Raw genomic sequence first — 24,841 nt, forward strand, 5'->3', positions numbered from 1 at the left:
CCGGGGCTCTATGCCCTACGGTGGAGTACCAGCATTGACCATCGTTCAGCCGAAAATTTACGTGCCCCCAGCTATTGAACTAGGCCTTCTCGTGGGCGAATACGTTCGTAAAGGCAGCGTCGTCCGTGAAGCAGTGTCCAAACAGATCGTCAAACACCTGAAGGAGATTAAGCGGGCGGCGAGCTAGACCCCATGTTCTGCACCTAGGTGCCGTGCGACGACTCCCCCACCGCGCACGCCCCCCCTGCCCCACCCCGCTCCTCCACCCGGCTAAAATCGAGGAGGCCCGTTTTTCCCCACTGCACGGGCGGAAAGCGCAGAATGTCCTTCATCGAGAACGCCGTTGCCCGCTGGGCCGAACTACAGCGGCTCCAGGCCTCCCCCGGCTGGAAACTGACCAACGCCAACGCCTGGGTCCCGGCGCTCTTCCGCGAGGCCTTCACCCGCACCCGGCCGCGGGTTCCGCTGGACGACTTCCACGCCATGACGGACTCCTTCCTGAACCGCCTCCGCATGGACGGCGTGCAGCTGCGCGAAGACTGGACCGGACGGAACTACGCCGATGACTGGGTGGCCCGCCGGTTCCTGGCCCGGCCCCGCGCGGACGGGAAGTTCGTCTACGAACTCACCGAATCCTCCGCCCGCTTCCTCTCCTACCTGGACGGCTACACCAGCGACAAAACGTCCCTGAACTCGTCCCGTCTGGCCACCCTGCTGGACCGGGTGGAGAACCTCGCGCAGGAATCCAACCCGGACCCGGCCGCCCGCATCGCCGTCCTTAAAGAAGAGGTCGCCCGCCGCGAGGAAATGATCCGCGCCCTGGAATCCGGGGAGGCTCCCCCGCCCCTGCCGGACGACACCGCCGTCGAAGCCGCCCGCGACATCCTCGACCTGGCCGCCGCCCTGCCCGCCGACTTCAAACGGATGCGCGACGGCCTGGAAAAGATGCTGCATGACCTGCGCCAGGAAATGGTGGAATCGAACGCCGCCAAGGGCCTGACCATGGGCGAAATCCTCGAAGCGGACAAGAAGCTGCGCAGCACCGCCGAAGGCCGCACCTACGAGGGCTTTACCGCCTTCCTGAACGACGCCGACCAGCAGGCCCGCTTCCGCGCCGCCATCGCGGAGGTGCTGGAACGGGACTTCGCCGACGACATGAGCCCCGAGGACCGGCAGAGCCTGTACCGGCTGATCAGCGACATGCGCGACCAGGCCACCGAAATCCACCGCATCTACGGCCGGCTCTCCGAATCCATGCACACCTACGTGCAGAGCGACGAGTACCGCGAATCCGTGCAGCTGCGCCAGCTCATCCGCGCCGCCGAAACCGCGATCCACAAGGCTCCGCGCGGACGCCGCCGGGCCGCCGTCGTGCCCGCGCCGCAGCTGCACGGTTCGGGCTTTGAATCCCTGAGCATGGTCCGGGTCTACAACCCCGAGGACCACGCCGCCCCGCGCACCCTGCCCGAACCGCCGCAGTTCACCGCGGCGGACATCCACCGCTCGGTCCGCACCCCGCGCGCGGACCGGCGGGTACTGGCCGACGCCGTCTCCCGGGCGACGGCGACCCGCGCCAGCGCCACCGTGGCCCAGGTGTTCGAGCAGCTGCCGCCCGAACACCGGCACCTGAACAGCATCCGCGCCCTGCTCGGATCAGGTTTCTCAGCCGGTTCAGCTGCCGGGCCTGAAACTACACCGACGCTTGAATCCGTCACCTTTACCCAGATCGACGGCAGCGAGCGCACCGCGCTGCTGCCCGCCGTCGCCGTCGCGAAAGCCCCCGAAAAATGAGCGAGACCACCGCAGAACTGTCCGAAGCGCCGGAGGACTTCGACCCGGAGCTGGAAGAAGAGCAGCCCGCCCCGCGCGACCTCCTCGTCGACGGCCCCGAACTGTTCCCCGGCGACACCGGCACCCTGCCGCTGAAGCTGCGCCAGGCCCTGATCCGGCTGCTGCGCGGCCCGTACCTGGACGCCAACTCGAGTGACAACGTGTACGAGACCGTGGTGGACAATCAGGAGCAGCTGCGCGTCCGGCTGAGCGAATTGTTCCTTTCCCTGGTCATTGACGAGGACCGCAAGGTCGCCCTGCTGCGCCCGGTGGAAATGGCCGAGCCGCACACCTCCGCCCTGCAGCGCCAGCGCGAAATGACCCGCGAGGAAACCCTGCTGCTGCTGCGCATGCGGCTGATTCTCGACCGCCACACCGGCACCGGGAACGAGGCCACCGTCGCCCGGCAGGACATCATCGAGGTGCTCGAGGGCTACGTGGATCCGGGCCAGCGCGACGCGAAGTCCGTGGAGGATCTGGCCGACGCCGCAATCCGCAAGCTCGTGCAGGACCGCCGGCTGCTGCTCCCCACCGAGCTGGACAACGTCTGGGTCATTTCCAACGCCCTGCCGCTGGCCCTGCCATACAGCCAGATCGGCGACATCATCACCTTTATGCAGACCCTCGGCGGGGACGACGACGCCGTCCCCGCCCTGGACCTGGACAGCGCCAACGACACCGGCACCCCCGCTGACGAAGAGAACGACGGCGAGGAGCCGGCATGAGCATCGAAACCACCCTCCCCATGGGAGACCTGATCAACCCCGGCCAGAACCGGCTCACCTCCGTGCAGATCGTCAATTGGGGAACCTTCGACGGCGCGCACACCATCAAGGTGGACCGTGCCGGCACGCTGCTCACCGGTGATTCCGGCGTCGGCAAATCCACCATCTTCGACGCCATGCTCCAGGTCATGGACGCCCGCCCCCGGATGAACGAGGCCGCGCAGAACAACTCCGGCACCAACGCCGAGGAAAAGCGCAACGCGTTCTCCTACATGCGCGGACGCCTGGGCACCCAGGGGACCGACGACGGCGCGGGCACCGCCTACCAGCGCCCCGGCGCCACCTGGTCCGCGGTCTGCCTGACGTTCGACAACGGTCTGGGGCAGATCACCAGCCTCTCCGTGGTTATGGACCTGCCCGCCACCGGCACCGAGCACAACCTGGGCCGCTACTACCTGGTGCACAATCGCCCGCTGGACCTCAAGGCCCTGCAGGCCGGTATGCGCGGCCGCTTCACCAAGGGAAGCCTGGAATCCCTGCTGCCCGGTGCCGCCGTGTTCGATTCGCACAAGATGTTCGCCGAACGCTACCGGCACGCCCTGGGTGTGGAGGACGAGAAAGCCTTCAACCTGCTGCGCATCCTGCAGACCGGCAAGGGCCTGGGCGGCACGGTCAACGACTTCTTCCGCAACAACGTGCTGGACACCCCGCGCACCCTGACCGCCGCCGAAGAGGCCGTGGAGGACTTCAGCCACCTGCGCAGCATCCGCCGCCAGCTCGAACGCGCCCGGCAGCAGCGCGACCACCTGCAGTCCGTCCCCGAACTGCACACCCGCTACCGCGAAGCGGCCGACGCGCTGGCGCACAACCGCGCCCTGGCCAAGGAAGGCCTGCCCGCCTACCGGCAGCGCCTCGCCCTCGAAGGCGCTCAGCGCACCGCCGAGAAGCTGGAGCAGGCCGCAACGGCGGCCCGCTCCGAGCTGTCCGCCGCCGAAACCCGCCGGGCCACGCTGAAGGACCAGCGCGACGCGCTCAGCACCCGGTACACCGAAGAGGGCGGCGGAGCCATCGCCACCCTGGAACGGGAACTCGCCGCCGCCTCCGCGCAGCTGCGTTCCCGGGAAACCGTGGAAAACGCCGCCAAGGACGAGCTCGCCGCCGCGGGGATCGACGTCGACTTCTCCCCGGCCGGCCTGGTCACCGCCCGCAGCCGCGCCGCGGAGCTGGTGAAGTCGCTCGGCACCGAGCTCGACGCCGCCCGCGAGCGCAGCAGCAACGCGCACGGCGAGGCGTGGTCCCTCAAGGGGCAGATCGCGAAGCTGGAAAACGAGATCGGCTCCTTCCGCCGCCGCACCTCCAACATCCGGCAGGACTCCCTGGACCAGCGGGCCCGGATCTGCGCCGCCACCGGCATCGACGAAACGGACATGCCGTTCGCCGGCGAACTGATCGACCTGCCCAACGAGCACGCGCAGTGGCGCCCGGCCGCCGAGCGCACCCTGCGTTCCCTCGCCACCGCCCTGCTGGTGCCCGGCGAGCACATGGCCGCCGTCACCCGCTACCTCAGCGAAAACGACATGCACGGCTACGTCCGCTGCATCGACGTCTCCGTTCCCGTGGACGGCCCCACCGAACCGGGCCCCGATGACCTGATCACCAAGCTGCTCACCCACGACTCGGAAATGGGCGAGTGGGTCCGCCACAAGATCATCGCGCACTACGACTTCGTCTGCGTGGAGGACCCTGCCGGGCTCGCCGGCGTCGCCAAGGGTGTGAGCCTCGGCGGTGCGGTCAAGCGCAACCGCAGCACCACGGAAAAGGATGACCGGCACACCAAGGCCTCGGACAACGTCCTGGGCTTTGACAACAAGGACACCGTTGCGGCGCTCGGCAACGAGTTGCTGGCCCTGCGCGGTGTCTTCGAGGAAGCAGACAACCTCTCCCGGCAGCACGCACAGGAACAGGACGAGCTGGTCCGCCGGCTCGCCGCCGTGCGCGCCATCGCTGCCGACGAGCGGACCTGGGAGGACCTGTCGGCCGACGCCGCACGGGCCGCCGTCGCCGTCGCCAATGACCGACTGGAGTCGGCCCGGGATGCCAACGCCGATCTGGAGCAGATCCGCTTCGAACTCGACACCGCCGAGCTGGACCTCACCGCAGCCACCGAGAAGGTCGGCGTGCTCAAGGGCGATGCCGCGAGGCTCGACGCCGACCTTGCCGCCGCCGTCGAGCGCCGCACCGCGCTCTCGGCGAAGGCCCCCGAGGCGCTGTCCGAGGGGCTGCGTTCCGCGCTGGCCGAACTGTTCGAACCGTTCGGGGAACTGACCGACCCGGCCCGCCTGAAGGAGGCCGCCGGCGAGGTGGAACGCTCCCTGATCACCGAGCAGGCCCGGCTGGAAAAGACCCTGCTGGAAACCCGCGCGAAGCTGGAACGCACGTTCGAGACCTTCAGCGACAAGTGGGGTTCGGACTTCGGCACCTCGGTGGAATCCGCCGGTGCCTACGAGGACCGCTTCGAGGACATCATTTCCGAGGGCCTGCCGCAGCGCGAAGCCGAGTTCCGCGAATACTTCAACAACCGCACCTACGAACGCTTCAGCGACCTGCTGCAGCTCCTCGACGAGGAACGCCGCAGCATCTCCTCGCGCCTGCTGCCGCTGAACTCCGTGCTGCGCCGGGTGGAATACTCCGCCGGCAGCCACCTGGAGATCGAGGTCGCCACCACCGTTCCCGACGCCGCGCACAAGTTCCGTACCGAGCTGAAGAACGCGCTGCCCATGATGGGCTCGCGGCAGGATAAGGCGGACATGGACGCCCGGTACGCCGCGCTCGAGGGCCTGGTGGACCGGCTGAAGGATCCCGAGGAGAAGCGCTGGCGGGCCGAGGTGCTCGATGTCCGTTCGCACGTGACCATCACCTGCACGCACCGCCTTGCCAGCGGGCACACCTTCACCAACCTGCAGGCATCGCTGATGTCCGGCGGCGAGGGCCAGCGGTTCACCGCGTTCATCATGGCCTCCGCGCTGGCCTACCAGCTGGGCATTGTGTCCCAGGGCTTCAGCACGTATGGAACCGTGATGATGGACGAGGCGTTTGTTAAGTCGTCCCTGTCCTTTGCCGAGGCGTCCATCAACGCGCTGCACGAGTTCGGCTTCCAGCTGCTGCTCGCCGCACCGGAGGACAAGGTGGACCTCTCCCGGTTCCTGGGCTCGGTAACGGAAATCCTGCGCGACGACGTCACCAACCGTTCCGGCGTGATGGAACGGGCCATGGGCAACTCCCGGTCGGTGGACATCCTGCTGCGCTAGGCGTGTATGAAAGGTAATGACATGAAAGACAAGTACGCGGTAACCGCCGTGATGCTAGCCGGCGTTGCCTGCATTCTTCTTGCCACGTTAGGGCCGCTGGGGAACATTGCGGGCATTCTGTGGCTCGCTGCGCTGCTGTTCTTCGCAGCGGCCCCGGTACTGGCCTTCCAGCGGCACCAGCGTGACGAAGGACCGGATTACGGCTCGCGCCCGTAGCCTGCGGGCCGGCAGTACCGACCACCCAGCGGTCACAAGGGGCACCAGGCACTAGGGGCGCTAGGGGCACTAGGCAAGCGATCCGGACGGATGGACACTGGGGAAGATGAGCGTCTTTTCTCCTCCCCGGTCGATCGCGTCGTGGCGCCGCCAGCTGATCGGCACGTTCAGCAACAACGCCGCCGAGATTCCGCAGTGGGAGCTTGAGCTGGCAAAGGGCGACGACGTCGGACACTTCGGTCCGGACTCCGCGGTCTGGGCGGTGCACGGGTCCATGACGCCCGTCATCGCCGGTATCCGGGCCCTGCTGCTCCAGGCGCTGCATCCCGGAGCGATGGCCGGGGTGCATGATTTCTCCGATTATCGGTCGGATCCGCTGGGCCGGCTTGCCGGGACCATCCGGTGGATCTTCACCGTCACATACGGAGACACGGCCGCTGCGAAGTCCGGCTCGGACTGGGTGCTGCGGCTGCATGAACGAGTGCACGGTACGTACGTTGACGCCGACGGCAAGGTGCAGCCGTATTCTGCCAACGATCCCGAGATTGCCCGCTGGGTCCATCTGGCCTTCACCGACGCATTCCTGTCCTCGCACCAGCGCTACGGCGGTCCGATTCCGGGCGGGGCCGATGCCTATGTGGCGGAGTGGGCGGTGGCCGGGGAGCTGATGGGCATTCCGGATCCGCCGCGTTCCGAAGCCGAACTGCGCAAGCAGATGGCCGGCTACGATACCCAGCTGCGCAACAGCGACTACGTGCGGGAGGCGCTGGGGTTCCTCCGCCGTCCTCCCCTGCCAGGAAGCCAGCGGTTCGGGTATCGGGTGCTGTTTGCCGGCGCTGTAGCCAGCCTGGAGCCGAAGCATCGGGAGCTGTTGGGGCTGCGGGCTCCGCACTTGGGTCCGGTTCCGGTGCCGATGAAGTTTCCCGTGAAACTTGTTTTGGGTGTTATCCGGTTCGGGCTCGGTCCGCAGGGGCCCAGCGAACGTTCGGCGCGCAAGCGGATTGGGCGGCTTTCCGCCGTGCAGTAGGGTCTGCCGGGCAGTCCGAGCTGCCGTGCGGTCGGCCTGCCGGCCGTCGGTGTGCCAGCAGGTAATTGCGTTCGAAAGACGGGTATTTGAGGTTTCCCCGAGCTCCGTTTTCGGCCTGTTTTTGGGCCTGGAATGTCAGTGCCGGATGAAATCCTGAGGTATGGATCAGCTCGGAAACACCGAACGGATAACCGAAGAGCCAGGCAGTGAGAACCAGCAGCCGGATGGGCAGGCTGGCGGGGCCGAGCCGCCGCGCCCGCCCTGCACCGTGTCGGTTTACCGGGCGGAACTTGCCGCTGAGCCTGCCTACGCCGCTGACGCGGATACCTCTACTTCTGCTGACACTCCAGAGAACGACGCCGAGGCCGCACCTGCAGAGCCTGCCGGGCCAGCTGAGCCTGCTGAGCCTGCCGCCGATGGTTCCACTCCTGTCGGAAGCCCTGCCTATCCGGACGGCTTTACCGGGACACTGGCGCTGCAGAACCTTGAAGCCTTCGATGAGCACATGGTGGGCGATGCCCTGTCCCGGATGGCGCATTTGATGTCCTGGGTGCAGGCATTGGAGGCACGTTTGATGGTCCGGATGCAGGAGATCTTCCGGGACAGCTTCCACGCCGCTTCGGGGCGGGACGAACCCGGGATGGCGTTCAGCCTGGCAGCGTCCGAGTGCGCCGCCATTTTGAACATTCCGCAGGTCACCGCCCAGCGCATGATGAGCGAGGCACTCAACCTGTGCAGCACCCATACCGCCACCCTGACCGCCTTGGAAGAAGGACAGCTGAGTTACCAGCACGCGCAGGTGGTACTGGACCAGTGCCAAAACGTGCCGGCGGCGAAACTGCCCGGGTTTGAAGCCGACCTACTGGCAGCTGCGGAGGGCCAGACCCGGGCCCAGTTCTCCTACAAGGCCAGGCGGCTGCGTGAAAGGAAGTTTCCGGACACTGTCAGCAAACAACACCAGTCCGCGTTCGAGCAGCGCAAGGTCACTCTCGACCGGGAAGAGGACGGCATGTCCTGCCTGTCCGCCCACCTGCGTGCGGCGGAAGCGCAGCAGATTTACACGGCCCTGAGTACCGCGGCACGTGGCGAACAAGCAGCCGGGGATTCCCGGACCACGGACCAACTGCGCGCAGACATTCTCGCGCAGCTGCTGATGGGCGGCAGACTTTTCGCCGCGACCGGAACCCGGCGCGGGACCGGAACCAACGGCGGAGGTAGGCACGATGGCGGAAGTGGGCACGACAGCGAGCAAGACGGCGGGTCCAAACACCCAGGAGTAGTCACCGGGAACGACAGCGGCGTGGGGTTTTCCGGCGGTGAGCGCCTCGGAGACGAGTCTGGACCAGACGAAGGGATTGTCCCGCGGGCGGAAATCATGGTCCTGATCAACGCCGAAACCCTCTTCGGCGCCAACGACCAGTCCGCCGAACTGCACGGCTACGGACCCATCAGCGCAGAAGCAGCCCGGAGGCTGGCCCGCAATGCCCTCGGCTGGACTGGACTCGCCCAAAACCCGCAGACAGGAGAAATCCTCGGCGTAGGACGGCGTCGAAAAGTCCCGGCAGGCCTCAGACGCTGGCTCCGCGCAAGGGACGGAACCTGTAGGTTCCCCGGTTGCCGGGTCAGCACCGCGAACGCGGACATTGACCACACGGTCGACTGGGCACGCGGCGGTCCGACCGACCACGGGAACCTGGAACACCTCTGCCGGCGGCACCACCGGTTCAAGACCCTGGGTTTCTGGAAAGCGCGCCAGCCCGAACCCGGAGTAATCGAGTGGACTTCGCCGACCGGACGTACTTACCGCACCGAGCCCTTCTTGGAACTGGGGCCACCGGATGCGGTGCCGGAGCTACGAGCAGAGCATGAGCTGAGGGAACCTCTGCACGAATCGGCGCCGCAGGAACAGGCACCGCCGTTCTAAGCAGGCCCCGGCCCGTGCCGGGACAACTTGAACGTGCACCGCAGAGCCTGCGGCGTGAACACCTCCGTGATCTCCGTCGTCGTGCGGGCACCTCCGCAGTAAGGCGGGCTCCTTCGCGGTAAGGCGGGCACCTTCGCTGTAAGAGGGCTGGAACTCTCCCAATGAACCGGAGGCTGATTTTCCTTGTAGATGCCTTCGACGTCGGATTTACTGTTCGCACACGTACAGGAGGCACTCAAAAATGACGAGCTCAAACGCCGCAGCTGAATCCCAGATCGGGCGTCGGAACATGGACATGCTGTCGGGTGAGGCGATCGCCGAGGCCAAGCTGACCGACTGGCGCAAGTTGGCCCAAGGACTGCACGCCCGCTACCTGGTCGATGACTTCGGCACCGGCGCACGGTTCGTAACAGCGGTAGGCGAGGCGGGCGATACGCTAGGACACCACCCGAGCGTGTCGATCGGCACCGGGTACGTCGACCTCAAATTGGTCAGCGCTGACGCCATCTACCGCGCCGGTGAAGGCGTCGAACACGTCGTCGAGTGGGTCACCCAGCAGGATGTCGACCTCGCGAGGCTGATCACCGAGATCGCCGCCGACCACCAGCTCGACGCCGACCCGGCCTCGGTCAGCGTCCTCGAACTCGGCCTCGACACGGCCCGCTCAGCAACGATCGCCCCGGTGTGGGCAGCCCTGCTGACAGGCAACGCGGACGCGCAGGGGCACGGGTCGCCCAGCGACGAGATCCGGGATGCCACGGGGCGGATACCAAACCTGTGGTTCGGAGACGCGGACGAGCTCAAGGCCCCGAATCAACGGTTCCACATCGAGGTCTATGTGGCGCCCGAGGCGGCCGAGCAGCGAATCATCGCTGCAGTCGCTGCAGGGGGAACCGTCGTGGATGACAGCGGTTCACCGTCACTCACTGTGATTGCGGACCAGGACGGCAATAGAGCGGTCCTGTGCGTTGCCGAGACGCCGGCAACGAAGGCTGAATCTTGACCATGCCGCATGTAATCCAGCCGCTTACTCCGGCAACGTTTCCGGCGTGGCTTGCACTCGCACAGAAGCACAACGGGGTCTGGGGCGGGTGCTATTGCTCGTATTTCCACGGAGACACCGAGGGCACCGTCAAAAGCGAGTACGACGGGCCGACCTTCAAGCAGCGACTCGTGGCGGAAGGCGCAGCACACGCCGCACTCGTTTTCGACGGCGACGACGCAATTGCATGGTGCCAGTACGGCAGTCCGCTCGAGCTGCCGGGGATCTACCACCGCAAGCAGTACGACGCCGGCGAGACCCAGCCGGCGCCGTGGCGCATCACCTGCTTCTTCGTCGACCGCGACCATCGACGTTCCGGCGTGGCTCGGGAGGCACTGGACGGTGCGCTCGAACTGATCGCACAGGCAGGCGGAGGCGAGGTGGTCTCATTCCCCAACGAACTCACCCCGGGCAAGCGAACATCGTCCTCATTCCTTCACAACGGCACACGGGCCATGTTCGAGAAGGCGGGATTCACGTTCGAGCGCCACATCGGCAAGAACAAGACAGTGATGCGTAAGACCATTCGACCGGCCCTGCGGCTGATGCCGGATTGAACCTAGCCGGATTGAACCTATGTTCGACCGGCAGCCACGGCCACCAGTGCGGCCGCGACTCCGGTCAACCGACGCGGACCGGACCAGATGGCAGTCAGGGGTCGGCTGATTCCCTCACCTTCGAAAGGAACCCGCAGCAGCTCCCCGCTGGCAAGCTGGTCGCGGACCACCAGCTCACTCAACACAGCAGGTCCGGCTCCGGCAGCAACAGCAACCCGCACCGCAGCATTGCTGCTGAGTACCTGGGCCGGCTCTACGACGTCGTACCCGGAAAGGACTTCCTGCAGCGCTTCGCGGGTACCAGACCCGGGCTCCCGAACAACCAGAGGTGTTTCCGCCAGTTCCTGCAAACCGATCCGGGTCCGGTTGGCCCATTCGTGATCCGGACCAACAACCACCACCAGCTCGTCCTCACGGACCACCAGGGCATTCAGCCGCACCGGCAGATTCGGAGTCTCCACAAACCCCAGCTGGAGGGTGCCCCGCTGCACCTCCTCGATGACCTGCGCCGAGTTCTCCACCCGCACATCAATGCGGGCCTCCGGCAGCCGGCGCTTCAGCTCGGCAAGCCAGGCCGGCAACAGCATGTCTGCGATGGTGTGACTGGCACCCACACGGAGTTCCATCGTCTCGCCGCTTCGGCCGGAACGCACCACACTGTTGAAGCGCCGCGCCGCCTCCAACAGTTCCCGGGCCGAGTCCGCCAGCAGGAGTCCCGCCGCCGTAGGCGCCGAACCGCGCGGGCTGCGTTCAAGCAGAGGAGTCTTCAGATCCGCTTCCAGCTCGGCAATAGACCGGCTCGCATTGGACTGGGCCATACCCAGTTTCCGCGCCCCGGAAGCCACGCTGCCCTCGTCCACCACGGCAACGAACAGTTCCAGCACCTGAAGGTTCGGCCACGCATGAGCCATATCAAAAGCATATAAACCCATGCTGGATTGCAGGCTACCGGACGGTCCGATCCGGTGGGAGCATCGAAAATAGTGGGCGCAGCCTGGGCCTCACGGGTGGATATCGCCCCGTGACGGACATCGCCTTACGGGCGGATGCCGCCGTCGGAGGCCCGCAGAGCGCGCCGAACCGCGAACCGCGAACCCTGATACTTCACTGGAAGGAACTATGCGCAAGAGCATCCTCGCCCTGCTGATTGCCTGGCTGCTCGCAGTCGGCACCTTGGTTTCCTGTGCGGCGTCGGATTCCGAATCGTCGGGAGGCTCCGCCACGGCAGAAGCATCGGCCAGCCCGTCGGCGGAAACTTCCATCCCGGCTGACCGCATGGACCAGGTGGCTCCTGCGGATGCAAGGGCAATCACCGACCCCGCAGACCCCAAAGCCACCCTGGTGCTGTTTACCGACTACCAGTGCCCCTACTGCGCTCAGATGGACACGCTGATCCAGCAGGCCAAAGACGACTACGGGGATGAAGTCCGCATCCTCGTGCGGAACTACCCCCTGCCCAAGCATCAGAACGCAGCGCCGGCTGCCCGCGCCGTGGAAGCCGCAGCAGAACAGGGCGCCCTGGAGGAGATGGCTGCGTCCGTCTTCGAGCACCAGGAGGACTGGAAGGCCCTGAGCACGGAGGAGGCCGACGACATCTTCCTCTCCTACGCGGAGGACCTGGGTCTGGACACGGAGAAGTTCCAGGCCGACTACAAGTCGGACGCCATTAAGGACCGGGTGGCCCGGGACCTGGAGGACGCCCAGGACCTCCAGCTTCGCGGCACCCCTTCGCTGATCCTCGATAACGAGATGCTGGAGCTGGACTCCGTTGACTACGGCGCCATCCAGGAACAGCTGGACGCGGCCCTGAACAAGTAAGGACTGCATCCCGCACCGGGGAACAGGCCGGACTGCCCGCCCAGCGGCAGCGGTCCGGCCTACCGCCGGATGCCAGCGGGCAGCGACCAGCTCCGGCTTCCGGCCAGGCTTCCGGCCATGAGGACGGCGGAAACAGGCCGCCAGCGTGATCGAAAGCATACTGAGGGTGGAGGTCCCTCGATAACAGGTTTATGACAATTGTGGGATAAAAATATCTCATGACTATCGAAGCCGGCTCCGTCCGCCCTGCCTGGCGCCGCCTCTTCGGCGTCCCCCTGACCATCTCCGTGGCCTTCACCCTGTTGATGGTCGCTACGGCCGCATGGGGCGACCTTCCCATCCGTGATCCTGACGGCTTCCTCGGCCCCAGCTACATCCGCCTGCCGCTGATTGTGCTCCTGATGATCGCCGCCGACGTCGTGCCCCGGGTACTCGCTCGACGCCGCGAGCTGGGCGGCGCGGGAGCCGCCACGTCCCATGTGCTGCGGACGCGCTGGTCCGGACCCCGCCTGGCCGTGGCCGTGGCGGGACTGATCACCTTCTACTTGGCGTACATGTCCTACCGGAACCTCAAGAGCTTCCTGCCCTTCCTGCAGGAACACCTGACGGACCCCTTGCTGGAGGACTCGGACAAATGGCTGGCCGGCGGAAACTATCCCGGCGATGTCCTGCATAACCTGCTGGGTACCGGTTTCAGCGCGGATCTGCTCTCCGGCGTCTACATGCTTTTTATGGTTTTCGTTCCGGTCTCCCTCGCCGCGGCGCTGGTGTGGTCCAACAACCTGCAGCGCGGCGCCTGGTACGCCACGGCCCTGTCCTTCAACTGGATCCTCGGCACGGTCAGCTACTACGCCCTGCCGTCCATGGGCCCGGTCTACTACGACGCCGCCCCCTTTGCCGACCTGCCGGAAACCGCAGTCTCGGGCCTGCAGGACAGCCTGTATGAGAACCGGATCGAGGTGCTGGCTGATCCGTTTGCCACGGACAACGTGCACGGCATTGCGGCCTTCGCGTCCCTGCACACATCCATCGTCTTCACTGCAGCGCTGGTGGCGCACCTGACCCGCCTGCCCAAGGCGGCGCAATGGATTATGTGGATCTACGTGGTCCTGACGACCCTGGCTACGGTCTACTTCGGCTGGCACTACGTCCTGGACGTGGTCGCAGGACTTGCCCTCGGCGCCGTGTCCGTGTGGCTGGCCGCGAAGGCTGTGGGGGCCGGACGGGCAGAGAAGGAAGCAACGCCCGACGTCGAACCGGAGCTTGCCTCGGCCGTGCGGTAGGTAGATCCAGTCGACCCCTTCCGGTGTCCGGAACGTCAGGTCACAGGACCGAAAGCCGCCACCGCGTTTTGGCCGCCGAAACCGAACGCGTTGGTAAGCGCATAGCGGACGGAAGCTTCGCGGGCCGATCCAGGGACGTAGTCGAGGTCGCACTCCGGATCCGGTGTGACGTAGTTCAGGGTGGGCGGGATGACGCCCTCTCGGATAGCCATGACGCTGACCAGGGATCCGAGAGTGCCCGCAGCGCCGATGAGATGTCCGGTCATGGACTTGGGTGCCGTGACCGCAAGCGACGGCGCGTGCTCGCCGAAGGCGGTGTGCAGGGCTCTGGTTTCGGTCCGGTCATTGGCCTGGGTGGAGGTTCCGTGGGCACAGATCAGGTGCACGTCCTCCGGATTCAGGCGGGACCGGTCCAGGGTGCGGCAGATGGCTTGGGCCGCATACTGTCCGCCGGGGTCCGGAGCGACAATGTGGAACGCGTCCGACGTCAGTGCCCCACCCAGCAGCTCCGCATACACCTCGGCACCGCGGGCACGGGCATGGCTGAGCAGTTCCAGCACGCACACCACCGCTCCTTCGGCAAAGACAAAACCGTCCCGGTCCGCATCGAAGGGACGGCTGGCTTCCTGCGGTGAATCGTTGTTCCGGGACAGCCCGCGCATGGCGCTGAGCCCGGCGAACATCACTGAGGTGATGGCCGCGTCGGTTCCGCCGGCCACCACCACGTCAGCATCGCCGGCCAGCAGGGTGCGGCGTGCTTCGAGCAGTGCCTGGGTGCCGCTGGCACACGCCAGGGCGCTGGCGTTCACCGGGCCATGGACCGCCAAATCGATGGCCACTTCGCAGGCCGGCATGTTCGTCAACGACGACGCCACGAAGCTGGGACTGATGGGGCGCAGCCCGTCACGGTGGAAGATTTCCGTGGCGGACTGGATTTCCGGATACCCGGAGACAGCACTGTTGATGATCACCGCCGCGTCGGCGTCTTCCAGCGTGACTCCCAGTCCGGCGTCGGCCACCGCCTCGCGTGAGGCCGCCACTGCCAGGTGGGAAGCCCGCGAGGACCGCCGCAGCCGCTTGACCGGCAGGTACTGCGCCGGATCAAAGTTCTTCACTTCCCCGGCAATCCGGGTGGGGAACCCGGAGGCATCGAAGGCGGTGATCTTGTCGATGCCGCTGCGTCCGTCCTTCAATCCCGCCCAGGTTTCGCCCCAGGTACCGCCGAGCGGCGTCACCGCCCCCATCCCGGTGATGACCACGCGCTCGTCCATCTAGTCCGCCTTCCGGACCGGCGCCGGCACATGCATCCGGCCGTCCAGCCAGTCCTGCGCCGCGGAATCCGCCACCTTGTAATGCATCTTCTTTCCGGTGGCAGTCATCGGCACTTCGTCGACAAAGCGGTAACCCCGGGGCCGCTTGAAATCGGCCAGCCCGGGATGCGCCAGGCAGAACGCATCCAGCCCGTCGGCGTCGAGCTCCGCGTCCCGGCGCACCACGTACGCCACCACGCGCTGGCCCCACCGGTCATCCGGCACTCCCACCACCACCGACTCGAGGACGCCGGGGTGGTCCGCGAGCGCGGCTTCCACCTGCACCGGATGGATGTTCTCGCCGCCGGAAATGATCATGTCATCAGTGCGCCCCATGATGGTGAGGTAGCCTTCGGCGTCCCAGGTGGCCATGTCCCCGGGATAAAGCCACCCGTCGTGGAACTTCTCCTCCTCGACCTGCGGCAGGTTGGCATAGCTGAACCCGGATTTCGGCGAGCGCATGATCACCTCGCCTATTTCGCTGCCGTCCCGGGCGGCCAGTTCGTGCGGCTGCCCTCGGCGGCCTTCAAACACGCGGACGACGGCGACGTCGTCGTCCGTGCACGCGCGCCCGGCACTGCCGGCATGGGCAGGGAGGTCCTCGGGCCGCAGGAAGGTGTTCCAGAAGCCCTCGGTGGTCCCGTAACCGTTGAAGATCCGCGGCGTAAGCAGCTCCTGGTACCGGATGGCGGCGGCGCGGTCCAGCGGTGCGCCCATGGTCACGATGCCGCGCAGCGTCTCCAGGTTCCGCGGGTTCTTTTCCTGCTCGACGGCGATCATCTCCAGCGTGGTCGGCGCGCCGATCAGGTACGTCAGCCCCTGCTCCCCCACCCAGTCCAGCACCGTTGCCGGGTTAAAGCTGCGCAGCGGCACCACGGACCCTCCGATGTAGAACACCGGGTTGGGCCCGCCCGAGTGCAGGCCGCCGCGGTGGAACCAAGGGGTCATGTTCAGGGTGCGGTCGGACGGACTGAGGGGAAAATGCATGATGACGTCGTGGGCGCTCATCAGCTCGGCGATGGACGGCAGCGGCACCCCCTTCGGCATACCCGTGGTGCCCGAGGTGTAGAAGCGGGTACTTTCCTCAAAGGTGGAGAAGTCCGCGGGGAGGTCCGGCAGGTCCCCGGACGCGGCGTCGACGGCGGCGTCGAAGTCCTGCCCCAGCTGCCCCGATCCCATCCCCCAGTGTCCGGCCTCGCTGCCGCCCGCCACCAGGACCACCGGCGATACCCCGGCAAGCTCCAGCGCCTGCGTAGCCGTTTCGGTATGCTCGGCGTCGACAATGAACACCGCCGGATCGCTGTCCCGCAGGATGTGCGCGGTCTCCGCAGGCGCCAGCCGGTAATTCACCGGCACGCTGACCGCACCCAGGCGCTGGGTCGCCAGATACAGCAGCGCGAACTCGATGCCGTTGTAGAGCTGGTACAGCACCCGGTCTCCGCGCCCCACGCCGCGCTCGGCCAGGGCACGCGCTACGGAGTTCACGGCCTCGCCCAGCTGGGCGTAGGTCCATTCCCGGCCGGTCGGCGGATCGGTGAGGGCAACGCGGTCCGCGTACCGGGCGACATTGCGCGAGAAGCCGGCCGCGTAGGTCAGGGAGTGTTCGAAATAGTTCCGGTAGCGGGCGGGATCGTAGCTCACTGGTGCTTCCTTTCAGTTCTTACCGGCTGCCGCCCCGGGTGGGCCGGCTGGGCCGGTCCGGCAGGGCGACCGGCGGGCCGGACGCGTCGGAATGGAACGGCGGGGCGATGACCGAGAGTCCGCCGTCGACCGCCAGGACCTGGCCGGTGATGTACTCGGCGCCCGGGGAGAGCAGGAACTCGACCGCGGCGGCCATTTCATCCACGGTGCCGGGCCGGCGTTTGGGGAGGCGGGAGATCACGCTGTCCATCGGCGCCATCCCGTCCATGGAGTAGAAGTAGTCCAGCGAGTCGGAATCGACCAGCCCGCCGTTCACCGCGTTGACGTTGATGCCGTAGGGACCGAATTCCACGGCCATGAACCGGACGAAGGACTCCACCGCGGCCTTGTAGGAGCCGAGGGCGGCATAGGTCGGGAAGGCCCGGGTACTGCCGTAACTGGTGAGCGCGACTATCCGGCCGCCGTCGTCCATCAGTTTCACTGCCTCCTGTGCGCCGAGGACAAACGGCCGCACGTTCACCGCGTACGCACGGTCCAGGTGATGGGTTTTCAGGTCCACCACGTTCTTGAAGGCAGCAGCGGCGGCGTTGTTGATGAAGTAGTCCAGCCGGCCGTATTCGTCCGCCGCGGCGTCGAAGAGCCGGACAATGTCTTCGGGGTTCTCCACGTCCGCCTGCACCGCTATGCCGCTGCCGCCGAGTTCCTGCAGCCGGGTGACCACTTCCTTGGCCAGCTCGGCATTCCGGCGGTAACTGACGACGACGGCGGTCCCCTGCGCGGCGAGCCGCTCGGCCGTGCGCCGGCCGATTCCGCGCGAAGCACCGGTGATCAGCGCTACCTTTCCGCCGCCATGTCCCACGTGTGTCCTCCTGCGCCCGGCTGTAGTGCATCACACCTTGTCACCGGTGCCGTCCGGGAAACAAGACCCGCAACGAAACCTGCGCTACGCGAGTGCCCGGCCCGGCTACGTACCCCGGGACCCGCCGGTTAGGAGCGGAGGTACGCGAGAGTCGCCAGCACCCTGCGGTGGCCGCTGTCCGACTGGGCCAGCCCGAGCTTCGCGAAAATGTTGCCGATGTGTTTGCTGACCGCGGTTTCCGAGACGGAAATGGTGGAGGCAATGGCGGTGTTGCCCAGCCCTTCGGCCACCAGCCCCAGCACTTCGAACTCGCGAGGGGTCAGCGACCGGATGGGGTCCTGGTTGCTGCGCCGGCTGAACAGCTGGGCGATGACCTCCGGATCCATGACGGTGCCGCCCGCAGCCACGCGCCGCAGTCCGTCCACGAATTCGCCGACGTTGCCCACCCGCTCCTTCAGCAGGTAGCCCACACCCTGGGCACCGGAGGCCAGCAGGCGGCTGGCGTACCGGTCTTCCACATAGGCGGAGAGGACCAGCACCGGGAAATCAGGGACCCGGGACCTCAGTTCCAGGGCGGCCCGCAGCCCCTCGTTCGTGAAGGTCGGCGGCATCCGGACGTCCAGCACGGCGCCGTCGGCGCTGCCGGGTTCGAAGGCCGCGAGCAGGTCATCGGCGTTGTCCCACGAGCCCACCACATCGAAGCCTTCACCTCGAAGCAGCAGCTCCAGCCCGGCCCGCAGCAGGGCATCATCTTCGGCAATCAGAAGGCGCATGGCAGCTCCACTCTCAGGTTCGTCGGTCCGCCGTCGGGGCTGTTCAGCACCAGCCTGCCCCCAAAGGCGGCTGCACGCCGGGCAATCCCGGCCAGACCGGTGCCGGAGCCGTTGGCGTCGTCAGTAGCCTGCGCGCCGGCGGTCGGGGACACCGTCGCGCCGCCTCGGCCGTCGTCGTTTACCAGGATCACCAAAACATCCTCCCGTGCCGTTGATTCGGTGCGGAGGACCACGTCGATCCGGGAGGCGCCGGAGTGTTTCGCGGCGTTGGTCAGGGCTTCGGCGAGGACAAAATACGCTGCCGATTCCACTGCTGCCGGGGCACGCAGCAGGCCGTCCGCCTCCAGGGAGGTGGGTATGGGCGAGCGGCTGGTCAGGGCCGAGGCCGCACCGCCCAGGCCGAGTTCGTCCAGGACCGGCGGATAAATATCGTGCACCGCGGCGCGCAGCCCGGCGAGCGCTTCGGACGCGGCATCCTGTGCCCGCCCGATGAACGGTACGGCGGCCGCCGGGTCGGTTTCGGCCGCACGCTGGGCCAGCCCCAGCATCATCACGACGCCGACCAGCCGGTTTTGCGCGCCGTCGTGCAGTTCGCGTTCAATCCGACGCAGTTCCGCGGCATGGGCGGCGAGGGCGCTGGCCCGGGCCGCCGAGAGGTCGGAAATGCGGCGGGCCAGGTCCGCATATCGGCGCGGGGAAAGGATCCCCAGGGTCGCCGCACTGAACCGACGTGCCAGCCAGGGCAGCAGCACCCATGCCCCGGCGGCGTATACGAGTCCCAGCAGCATCATCAGGAGGGCATCGCCCCAGTTCCGGACGAAGATGGTCAGTTCCAGCGGCGCGTCCGGCGGGAAAAGCTGCCACAGGGGCGCCGCCGTTACATAGAGCACGGCACCGAAGGGGAGCGCGAGGGCCAGCGCCGCAGCCAGTACGGCAAATGCGCAGTGGAAGAGCAGCCAGGACAGGTCCCGCTTCGTTTCCGGAGCGCTCAGCAGGGCGGCCAACTCGGCAAACGAATACCTGCCGGAGAGACGGCGCCGGTCAAAGGGAATGACGGCGGAAGAGAACGCCGCCGAACGGCCCTGAGCCCGGGCGGCCAAACGGTTCAGGACGTCCAGGAGGGTAGGAACCGCGTACAGGCCCACCCCCAGCGCCACGAAGGGAAGCAGCCCAATACCGGCTACCAGAACGGTCAGGGACGCCAGCCAGTACCAGCCCTCGCGCACAAGGAAGGCCGCATCCCGGAGACGGGTCTTGGCGCGGCTGGGAAGTGTCACCCGATGAATTATGCCCGACCCCCTTCGTGCTGTCGGTATAGCCAGCTATACCCCAAACCGGGCTATTGGCTGTATCGGATCGCGTTTCCGGAATCCGTAGCGTCGAAGTCAGCACTCAGCTCACCTCACTTACCCCCACCTTCGACCAAAGGATGACCCGATGTTCTCCTCCGCTTCCGAATTCTCCGGCCCCGCAGCCCTGCAGCTGCAGGGCGTGTCCAAGAGCTACCGATCCGGCAACACCACCGTGCCCGCCCTGCGTGATGTGTCCCTGGCGGTTCCGGCCGGCACCTTCACCGCCATCATGGGACCTTCGGGTTCCGGCAAAAGCACGCTGCTGCAGTGCGCGGCAGGACTGGACGCCCCTGACAGCGGACGGGTGCTGCTGGGCACCACCGAAATCTCGAAGCTCCACAGCAAGGCCCTGACCCGCTTCCGCCGGGACCACGTTGGTTTTGTGTTCCAGTCCTACAACCTGCTCCCCCAGCTGACCGTCGCGCGGAACGTGACGCTGCCGCTGCTCCTGGCCGGACGAGGAACGGACAAGGTCTGGCTGGACTACGTGCTGGAAGCCGTCGGACTGTCCGGCCTGGGTGAGCGGAAGCCGCAGGAGCTCTCCGGCGGGCAGCAGCAGCGGGCAGCCATCGCCCGGGCGCTGATCACCCGCCCGGACGCCGTCTTTGCGGACGAACCCACCGGCGCCCTGGACTCCGGCACTGCACGCCAGGTGCTGGATCTGCTGCGGCATACCGTTTCCGTGCTGGGACAGACGGTGATTATGGTGACCCACGACCCGGTGTCGGCCGGGCACGCGGACACCGTCATTTTCCTTGCGGACGGGCGCTTCGACGGCAGCATGACCGGTGCCACCGCCCACGACGTCAGCGAACACATGGCCAACCTCGGGGAGCGCTAACATGTTTTCTCTTGCCAGAGCATCCATCCGGCACCACCGCGGCGGATTCGCCGGGGTCTTCGTGGCCGTGTTCCTGTGCGCCGCGCTCATCACCGCGATGGGTGTCCTCATTGAATCCGGAACCCGCGGAGGGATTGCCCCGCAGCGCCTGCAGGGGGCCGACGTCGTCGTAGGTGCGCCGCAGGCACATCCGGTGGTCGAGGACATGGACGCTCCTTTCGCCGAGCGCGTCCTGCTTCCCGCCGACGCGGTGGACGAAATAGCGGCCGTCCCCGGCGTCGAACGCGCCGTGGGCAGCATCGAGCTTCCCCTGGCCACCACCAACGGTACGGCGGTTTCCGCCGCTGCCTGGGACTCGGCGGCCCTGACTCCCTACACACTGACCTCCGGGGAAGCTCCCGAGCGGGCAACGGAAGTGGTGGTGGATGACTCCTTCGGGGCAGCTCCGGGAACCTCGCTCACCCTCACCCACGGCGGGGAGCCAACCGAGTACACGGTGTCCGGCGTCGCCGCTCCCGAGTCGGGAGTGGACACCGGTCCTGCCGCTTTCCTGAGCACCGCCGGGGCTCAGGCCCTGTGGCCGCACGGCGACAGGGTGGCCACCGTAGGCGTGATCGCCGAATCCGGCGTCCGGCCGGAACAGCTCTCCGCCGACATCGAGGCGCAGGTGGCCGACGTCGTCGGGTATACCGGGGACCGCCGTGGAGACGTGGAGAATCTCGGCGGGTCCGCCGCCCGCTCCACGCTGCTGCTGCTCAGCGGTTCGCTGGCGGGTGTGGCCGTAATGACCGCGGTTTTTGTGACCGCGGGAACCCTCTCCCTGTCCATCATGGCGCGGCGCCGGGAATTCGCGATGCTGCGTGCGGTGGGGGCCGGAGCGAACCAGACCCTGGGCATCGTGATGCGGGAAGTCCTGCTGGTTTCCAGCGCTGCCGCAGTGCTGGGCGCGGCACCCGGTTTCCTGCTGGCCTGGTTCCTGGGCAACCAGTTCGTGGCCGGCGGCGTACTTCCCGAAACCTTCGTCCTGGCCTACAGCCCGCTGCCGGCCCTGGCCGCCGTAGCCATCAGCATCGCCGCGGCGGTGGGTGCCTCGCTCGTCTCGGCGCGGGGCACGGTCCGCGCGGCGCCGACGGCTGCCCTGCGGGACTCCGCGACGGAGGCCTCCCTGCTGGGCCGCGGACGCGTTATCACCGGGCTGTCCCTGCTGGCTGCCGGTCTCGTTGCGGCCCTGGTACCGGTTGCCCTTCCCGGCACGGCGGGCCTGGCGTCAGCAGCCTCCAGCATCCTGCTCCTGATGATCGGCGCGGGCCTGCTGGGACCGTGGCTGGTGACGGGCGCCTTGAAGCTGGTGCGGCCGCTGGTCCGCCGCAGTCCCTCCGCGTCGCTGGCCCTCGCGGAAGCCAATGCCAGCGCTTTCCCGCGGCGCCTGGCCTCGGGAATCATTCCGCTGGCCCTGGCCATTGCACTTGGGTCCGTGCAGTTCTTTATGCCGACCACACTGGCAACGGAAGCCGAGCGGCAGTCCAGGGACGGGGTGGTGGCCGGGTATCTGGTCAGCGCTCCGGGGTCCGGAGTGTCCGAGGAGCTCGCGGACCAGGTGGCTGAGCTTCCCGGGGTGGAATCCACCTCGCCGGTCGCCCGTTCCGCAGTACTTGCCAAGGCCGGTTTCGCCGGGATGGAAGACGGTGTGCAGCCCTACGCTATTCAGGGCCTGGCCTCTGAGGACCTGAACGGAACCCTGGACCTGGGCGTAAACGAAGGGTCGCTGGACCGGTTGGCGGACGCCGACACCGTGGCGCTGAGCGTGGACCTGGCCCGGGAATCCGGTACGGCCGTGGGCGAGGACTTCGACTTCTACTACGGGGACGGAACCGAGGCGACCGCCGTCGTCGTCGCCACCTACGAACGAGGGCTGGGATTCGGGGATGTGGCGGTGGCGAATGAAACGCTGCGCAGCCACACCACCACAGGGTTGAACGACTACCTGCTGGTCAGCACGGCGGCCGATACCGACCCGGGGGAACTGGCCTCGGCTGTGAGCGGCCTGGGGCTGACGCTCCTGGATAAGGAGGAACTCGGGGAGGCGGGAGCCGCGGAGCGGAATGCCGACTCGTGGGTTTCGGTGATCGCGATGCTTGTCCTGCTTGGGTACCTTGCCGTCTCCGTGGTCAACACGCTGGTGATGGCGACTGCAAAGCGCCGGCCGGAGATGCTGCTGCTGCGGACCCTGGGTGCGTCGGATACCCAGCTGCGGCGGATGATGGGGGCCGAGTCCCTGCTGATAGTCGCGGCCGCCGTCGTCATCGGCACCGTCCTGGCCCTGCCGCCGCTGATGGGGATTGCCGTGAGTGTCTCGGGGCTGCCGCTGCCCACGATCGTCCCGGCCGTGTACCTCGGCCTGGCCGGTGCGACGGCGGCGCTCGGCCTGGGCTCCATTGCGGTAGCCACACGTGCCGCGCTGCGGGCTTGATGCAGCCTGCCGGTTAAAAAGAAATACCCCGGTCCGAAGACCGGGGTATTTCTTTGTCCTGGCGGAGGATGGGGGATTTGAACCCCCGAGGGCGTTAACCCAACACGCGTTCCAGGCGTGCGCCATAGGCCGCTAGGCGAATCCTCCAGGCTTGCTCCCGTAGAAGCAGATATAAGACTACCCGACACAGGGCCAAACCAACGAATCGGACCCATTTGGCGGGCAGCTTAGGCCGAGCTGGCTCGTCTGCGGCCGAGGCCGTGGAGCAAGGCATTGATAACGATAATTCCCAGCCAGGACCAGGTGGCCGCCTGCGGACTCCATAGGATCGCAATGGGAATCGAGGCCAGAAAAACCGCTGGGGTGACCGGGGCACGGACCTGCGCGAACGCCGGAAGCCGCGGATCGACGTCGTCCCGGAAAAGGCCCACGCGGCTGCAGTAGATCCACAGCCCCATGTTGGCGGTGCCGATAAGGCCCAGGGCCGCCGCATAAATCACGACGCCGAGCTGCTCGTCTCCGTAGAACGCCAGCATGTCGGTGGCGTACCCCAGCAGGGCGACGAACAGCAGCAGCACCAGGTTCAGCTGCTGCAGCCGGCCGGTAAATCCCTTCAGCAACCGGAAGAGCCGGTGGTGGCTAAGCCAATAGGCGGCGGTCACCACAAAGGACAGGACGTAAGCGCCGAACTCCGGAAGCTGCGCAGCCACGGCCGCGCCAAGCTCGCTGGCCGGCACCTGGGGTACCCGGATATCCACGGCCAGCAGCGTCATGGCGATAGCGAAGACGGCATCGCTGAAGAACATGGTGCGGTCCAGGTCCGGACCGGAATTTGCTCGGGCAAAGCCCTGGTTGCTGCTGTTTTCGCCGGCCACCGGACCATGCTTGCGCACATTTCGCAGGGGGTCGAGCCTCGGCTGATTGAAAGCGGGGCGGAAGGGTCCAGTTAAGCAGATAAGGACCCGCACATCCTTGTGCGGATCCTTATCCCAACGTATGTCCGGCGGTGACCTACTCTCCCACATCCTCCCGGATGCAGTACCATCGGCGCTGTGGGTCTTAGCTTCCGGGTTCGGAATGGGACCGGGCGTTTCCCCCACGCTATGACCGCCGTAACCCTGGCCCTGCCGGCTAATGCGGCAGGAAATCTTTGGTTACAGACTGCCCTTTCGGGTTCTGCTCCTTAATCTTACCGCGACTTCCAGGCGGTTATGACCACCGCGGTCCAACCGGACTTGTCCTTCGGTGTCGGAATAAACACAGTGCTGAATAAACACAGTGCCTCACCTGGTCCATCCGAGGCCGTTGCCGGTGGGCAGCCAGCAGGTTCTTTGGGGGCTGGACAGGCGGGTTAAACAAGGAGAGCCCGTACCAACACTGGTACGGGCTCAACCTCTTCAAATATTGTCCGGCGGTGACCTACTCTCCCACATCCTCCCGGATGCAGTACCATCGGCGCTGTGGGTCTTAGCTTCCGGGTTCGGAATGGGACCGGGCGTTTCCCCCACGCTATGACCGCCGTAACCCTTCTACCCGCACCCACCCCAAAGGGTGGGAGGGGAAAACAATGGTTACAACACGTCCCGAAACCACCTCCAGAAGAAGGGGGTGCCGGCAGTGCGGTAAATATTGGTGAACCCGCCCCCGGACAAGGAGGCATAGTGGGTTCGTGTTCCAGGCGCAACAACCAACGGTTGTTGTCCGGGAACCACATAGTGGACGCAAGCAGCATGATCTAACAACACCCTTTATACTTTGACGGACCGTTTGAAGTCGTGTCCGTCCAGGTGCTGGTGTGGTGTAAGTTATCGGCCTATTAGTACCGGTCAGCTTCACGGGTCTTTAGTCCCCGCTTCCACATCCGG

Annotated in this window: 19 protein-coding genes, 1 tRNA gene and 2 rRNA genes; 12 read left to right on the forward strand and 10 right to left on the reverse strand. The window is 66.6% G+C overall.

Annotation, left to right across the window (positions count from 1 at the left end; genetic code table 11):
- The first annotated feature begins 321 nt into the window (after nt 1-321).
- The 8 genes from LOC56_RS15015 to LOC56_RS15050 all read left to right on the forward strand — a co-directional run bounded on the left by LOC56_RS15015 (nt 322) and on the right by LOC56_RS15050 (nt 10,629).
- A complete protein-coding gene (locus LOC56_RS15015) occupies nt 322-1,791 on the forward strand; it encodes a DUF3375 domain-containing protein (RefSeq protein WP_229953073.1) in 1,470 nt (489 codons plus the stop codon).
- Nucleotides 1,788-2,555 (forward strand): DUF4194 domain-containing protein, encoded by a 768-nt coding sequence (locus tag LOC56_RS15020; protein WP_229953074.1) that lies wholly within the window; start codon nt 1,788-1,790, stop codon nt 2,553-2,555. Before LOC56_RS15015 ends, LOC56_RS15020 begins: the two co-directional genes overlap by 4 nt.
- A complete protein-coding gene (locus LOC56_RS15025) occupies nt 2,552-5,863 on the forward strand; it encodes an ATP-binding protein (RefSeq protein WP_229953075.1) in 3,312 nt (1,103 codons plus the stop codon). Before LOC56_RS15020 ends, LOC56_RS15025 begins: the two co-directional genes overlap by 4 nt.
- 21 nt (nt 5,864-5,884) lie before the next feature.
- Nucleotides 5,885-6,079, forward strand: coding sequence for a hypothetical protein (locus LOC56_RS15030; RefSeq protein WP_229953076.1), 195 nt, complete (start codon nt 5,885-5,887; stop codon nt 6,077-6,079).
- 106 nt (nt 6,080-6,185) lie between these two features.
- Nucleotides 6,186-7,106, forward strand: a complete 921-nt coding sequence (locus tag LOC56_RS15035) for an oxygenase MpaB family protein (protein ID WP_229953077.1) — start codon at nt 6,186-6,188, stop codon at nt 7,104-7,106.
- 160 nt (nt 7,107-7,266) lie between these two features.
- Nucleotides 7,267-9,030: an HNH endonuclease gene (locus LOC56_RS15040; protein ID WP_229953078.1), complete on the forward strand. Its 1,764-nt coding sequence runs from the start codon at nt 7,267-7,269 to the stop codon at nt 9,028-9,030.
- A gap of 289 nt (nt 9,031-9,319) precedes the next feature.
- Nucleotides 9,320-10,033, forward strand: a complete 714-nt coding sequence (locus LOC56_RS15045) for a VOC family protein (protein ID WP_229953098.1) — start codon at nt 9,320-9,322, stop codon at nt 10,031-10,033.
- 2 nt (nt 10,034-10,035) lie between these two features.
- Complete coding sequence (locus LOC56_RS15050; RefSeq protein WP_229953079.1) at nt 10,036-10,629, forward strand: GNAT family N-acetyltransferase; 594 nt, start codon at nt 10,036-10,038, stop codon at nt 10,627-10,629.
- A gap of 17 nt (nt 10,630-10,646) precedes the next feature.
- On the opposite strand, the gene LOC56_RS15055 is transcribed toward LOC56_RS15050, so the two are convergent.
- Complete coding sequence (locus LOC56_RS15055; RefSeq protein ID WP_229953080.1) at nt 10,647-11,540, reverse strand: LysR family transcriptional regulator; 894 nt, start codon at nt 11,538-11,540, stop codon at nt 10,647-10,649.
- Between the two features lie 208 nt (nt 11,541-11,748).
- Between LOC56_RS15055 and LOC56_RS15060 the strand changes: the two genes are divergently transcribed.
- Entirely contained in the window at nt 11,749-12,447 is a 699-nt protein-coding gene (locus LOC56_RS15060; protein ID WP_229953081.1) for a DsbA family protein, read from the forward strand.
- Between the two features lie 218 nt (nt 12,448-12,665).
- Nucleotides 12,666-13,730: a phosphatase PAP2 family protein gene (locus LOC56_RS15065; protein WP_229953082.1), complete on the forward strand. Its 1,065-nt coding sequence runs from the start codon at nt 12,666-12,668 to the stop codon at nt 13,728-13,730.
- 35 nt (nt 13,731-13,765) lie between these two features.
- Here the strand turns inward: LOC56_RS15065 and LOC56_RS15070 are convergent, their stop codons facing one another.
- The 5 genes from LOC56_RS15070 to LOC56_RS15090 form a co-directional block, all read right to left on the reverse strand.
- Nucleotides 13,766-15,001, reverse strand: coding sequence for a beta-ketoacyl-[acyl-carrier-protein] synthase family protein (locus LOC56_RS15070; protein ID WP_229953083.1), 1,236 nt, complete (start codon nt 14,999-15,001; stop codon nt 13,766-13,768).
- Complete coding sequence (locus LOC56_RS15075; RefSeq protein ID WP_229953084.1) at nt 15,002-16,681, reverse strand: class I adenylate-forming enzyme family protein; 1,680 nt, start codon at nt 16,679-16,681, stop codon at nt 15,002-15,004.
- Between the two features lie 19 nt (nt 16,682-16,700).
- The gene (locus LOC56_RS15080) at nt 16,701-17,540 is read right to left on the reverse strand and encodes an SDR family oxidoreductase (RefSeq protein WP_229953085.1); all 840 of its coding nucleotides are present in this window, start codon (nt 17,538-17,540) and stop codon (nt 16,701-16,703) included.
- Between the two features lie 128 nt (nt 17,541-17,668).
- Nucleotides 17,669-18,313 carry a response regulator gene (locus tag LOC56_RS15085; protein ID WP_229953086.1) on the reverse strand — a complete coding sequence of 215 codons (645 nt, stop codon included), beginning with the start codon at nt 18,311-18,313 and terminating at the stop codon, nt 17,669-17,671.
- Complete coding sequence (locus LOC56_RS15090) at nt 18,301-19,590, reverse strand: sensor histidine kinase (protein ID WP_229953087.1); 1,290 nt, start codon at nt 19,588-19,590, stop codon at nt 18,301-18,303. The genes LOC56_RS15085 and LOC56_RS15090 overlap by 13 nt, the downstream gene beginning before the upstream one ends.
- A 160-nt stretch (nt 19,591-19,750) precedes the next feature.
- On the opposite strand from LOC56_RS15090, the gene LOC56_RS15095 reads away from it, so the two are divergent.
- Complete coding sequence (locus LOC56_RS15095) at nt 19,751-20,506, forward strand: ABC transporter ATP-binding protein (protein WP_229953088.1); 756 nt, start codon at nt 19,751-19,753, stop codon at nt 20,504-20,506.
- A 1-nt stretch (nt 20,507) separates the two neighbouring features.
- Complete coding sequence (locus tag LOC56_RS15100) at nt 20,508-22,976, forward strand: FtsX-like permease family protein (protein ID WP_229953089.1); 2,469 nt, start codon at nt 20,508-20,510, stop codon at nt 22,974-22,976.
- Nucleotides 22,977-23,035: 59 nt separating this feature from the next.
- Here the strand turns inward: LOC56_RS15100 and LOC56_RS15105 are convergent.
- From LOC56_RS15105 to rrf (LOC56_RS15120), 4 genes are all read right to left on the reverse strand, one after another.
- Nucleotides 23,036-23,123: transfer RNA gene (locus tag LOC56_RS15105), tRNA-Ser, on the reverse strand.
- A gap of 80 nt (nt 23,124-23,203) precedes the next feature.
- Complete coding sequence (locus tag LOC56_RS15110; RefSeq protein ID WP_229953090.1) at nt 23,204-23,851, reverse strand: TMEM175 family protein; 648 nt, start codon at nt 23,849-23,851, stop codon at nt 23,204-23,206.
- 123 nt (nt 23,852-23,974) lie between these two features.
- Nucleotides 23,975-24,091 (reverse strand): 5S ribosomal RNA (gene rrf, locus LOC56_RS15115).
- A gap of 291 nt (nt 24,092-24,382) precedes the next feature.
- Nucleotides 24,383-24,499, reverse strand: a 5S ribosomal RNA gene (rrf, locus tag LOC56_RS15120).
- Between the last annotated feature and the right edge of the window lie 342 nt (nt 24,500-24,841).

Origin of the sequence: Arthrobacter sp. zg-Y179 (assembly GCF_020907345.1) — a bacterium.
Classification (GTDB): Bacteria; Actinomycetota; Actinomycetes; order Actinomycetales; family Micrococcaceae; genus Arthrobacter_B; species Arthrobacter_B jinronghuae.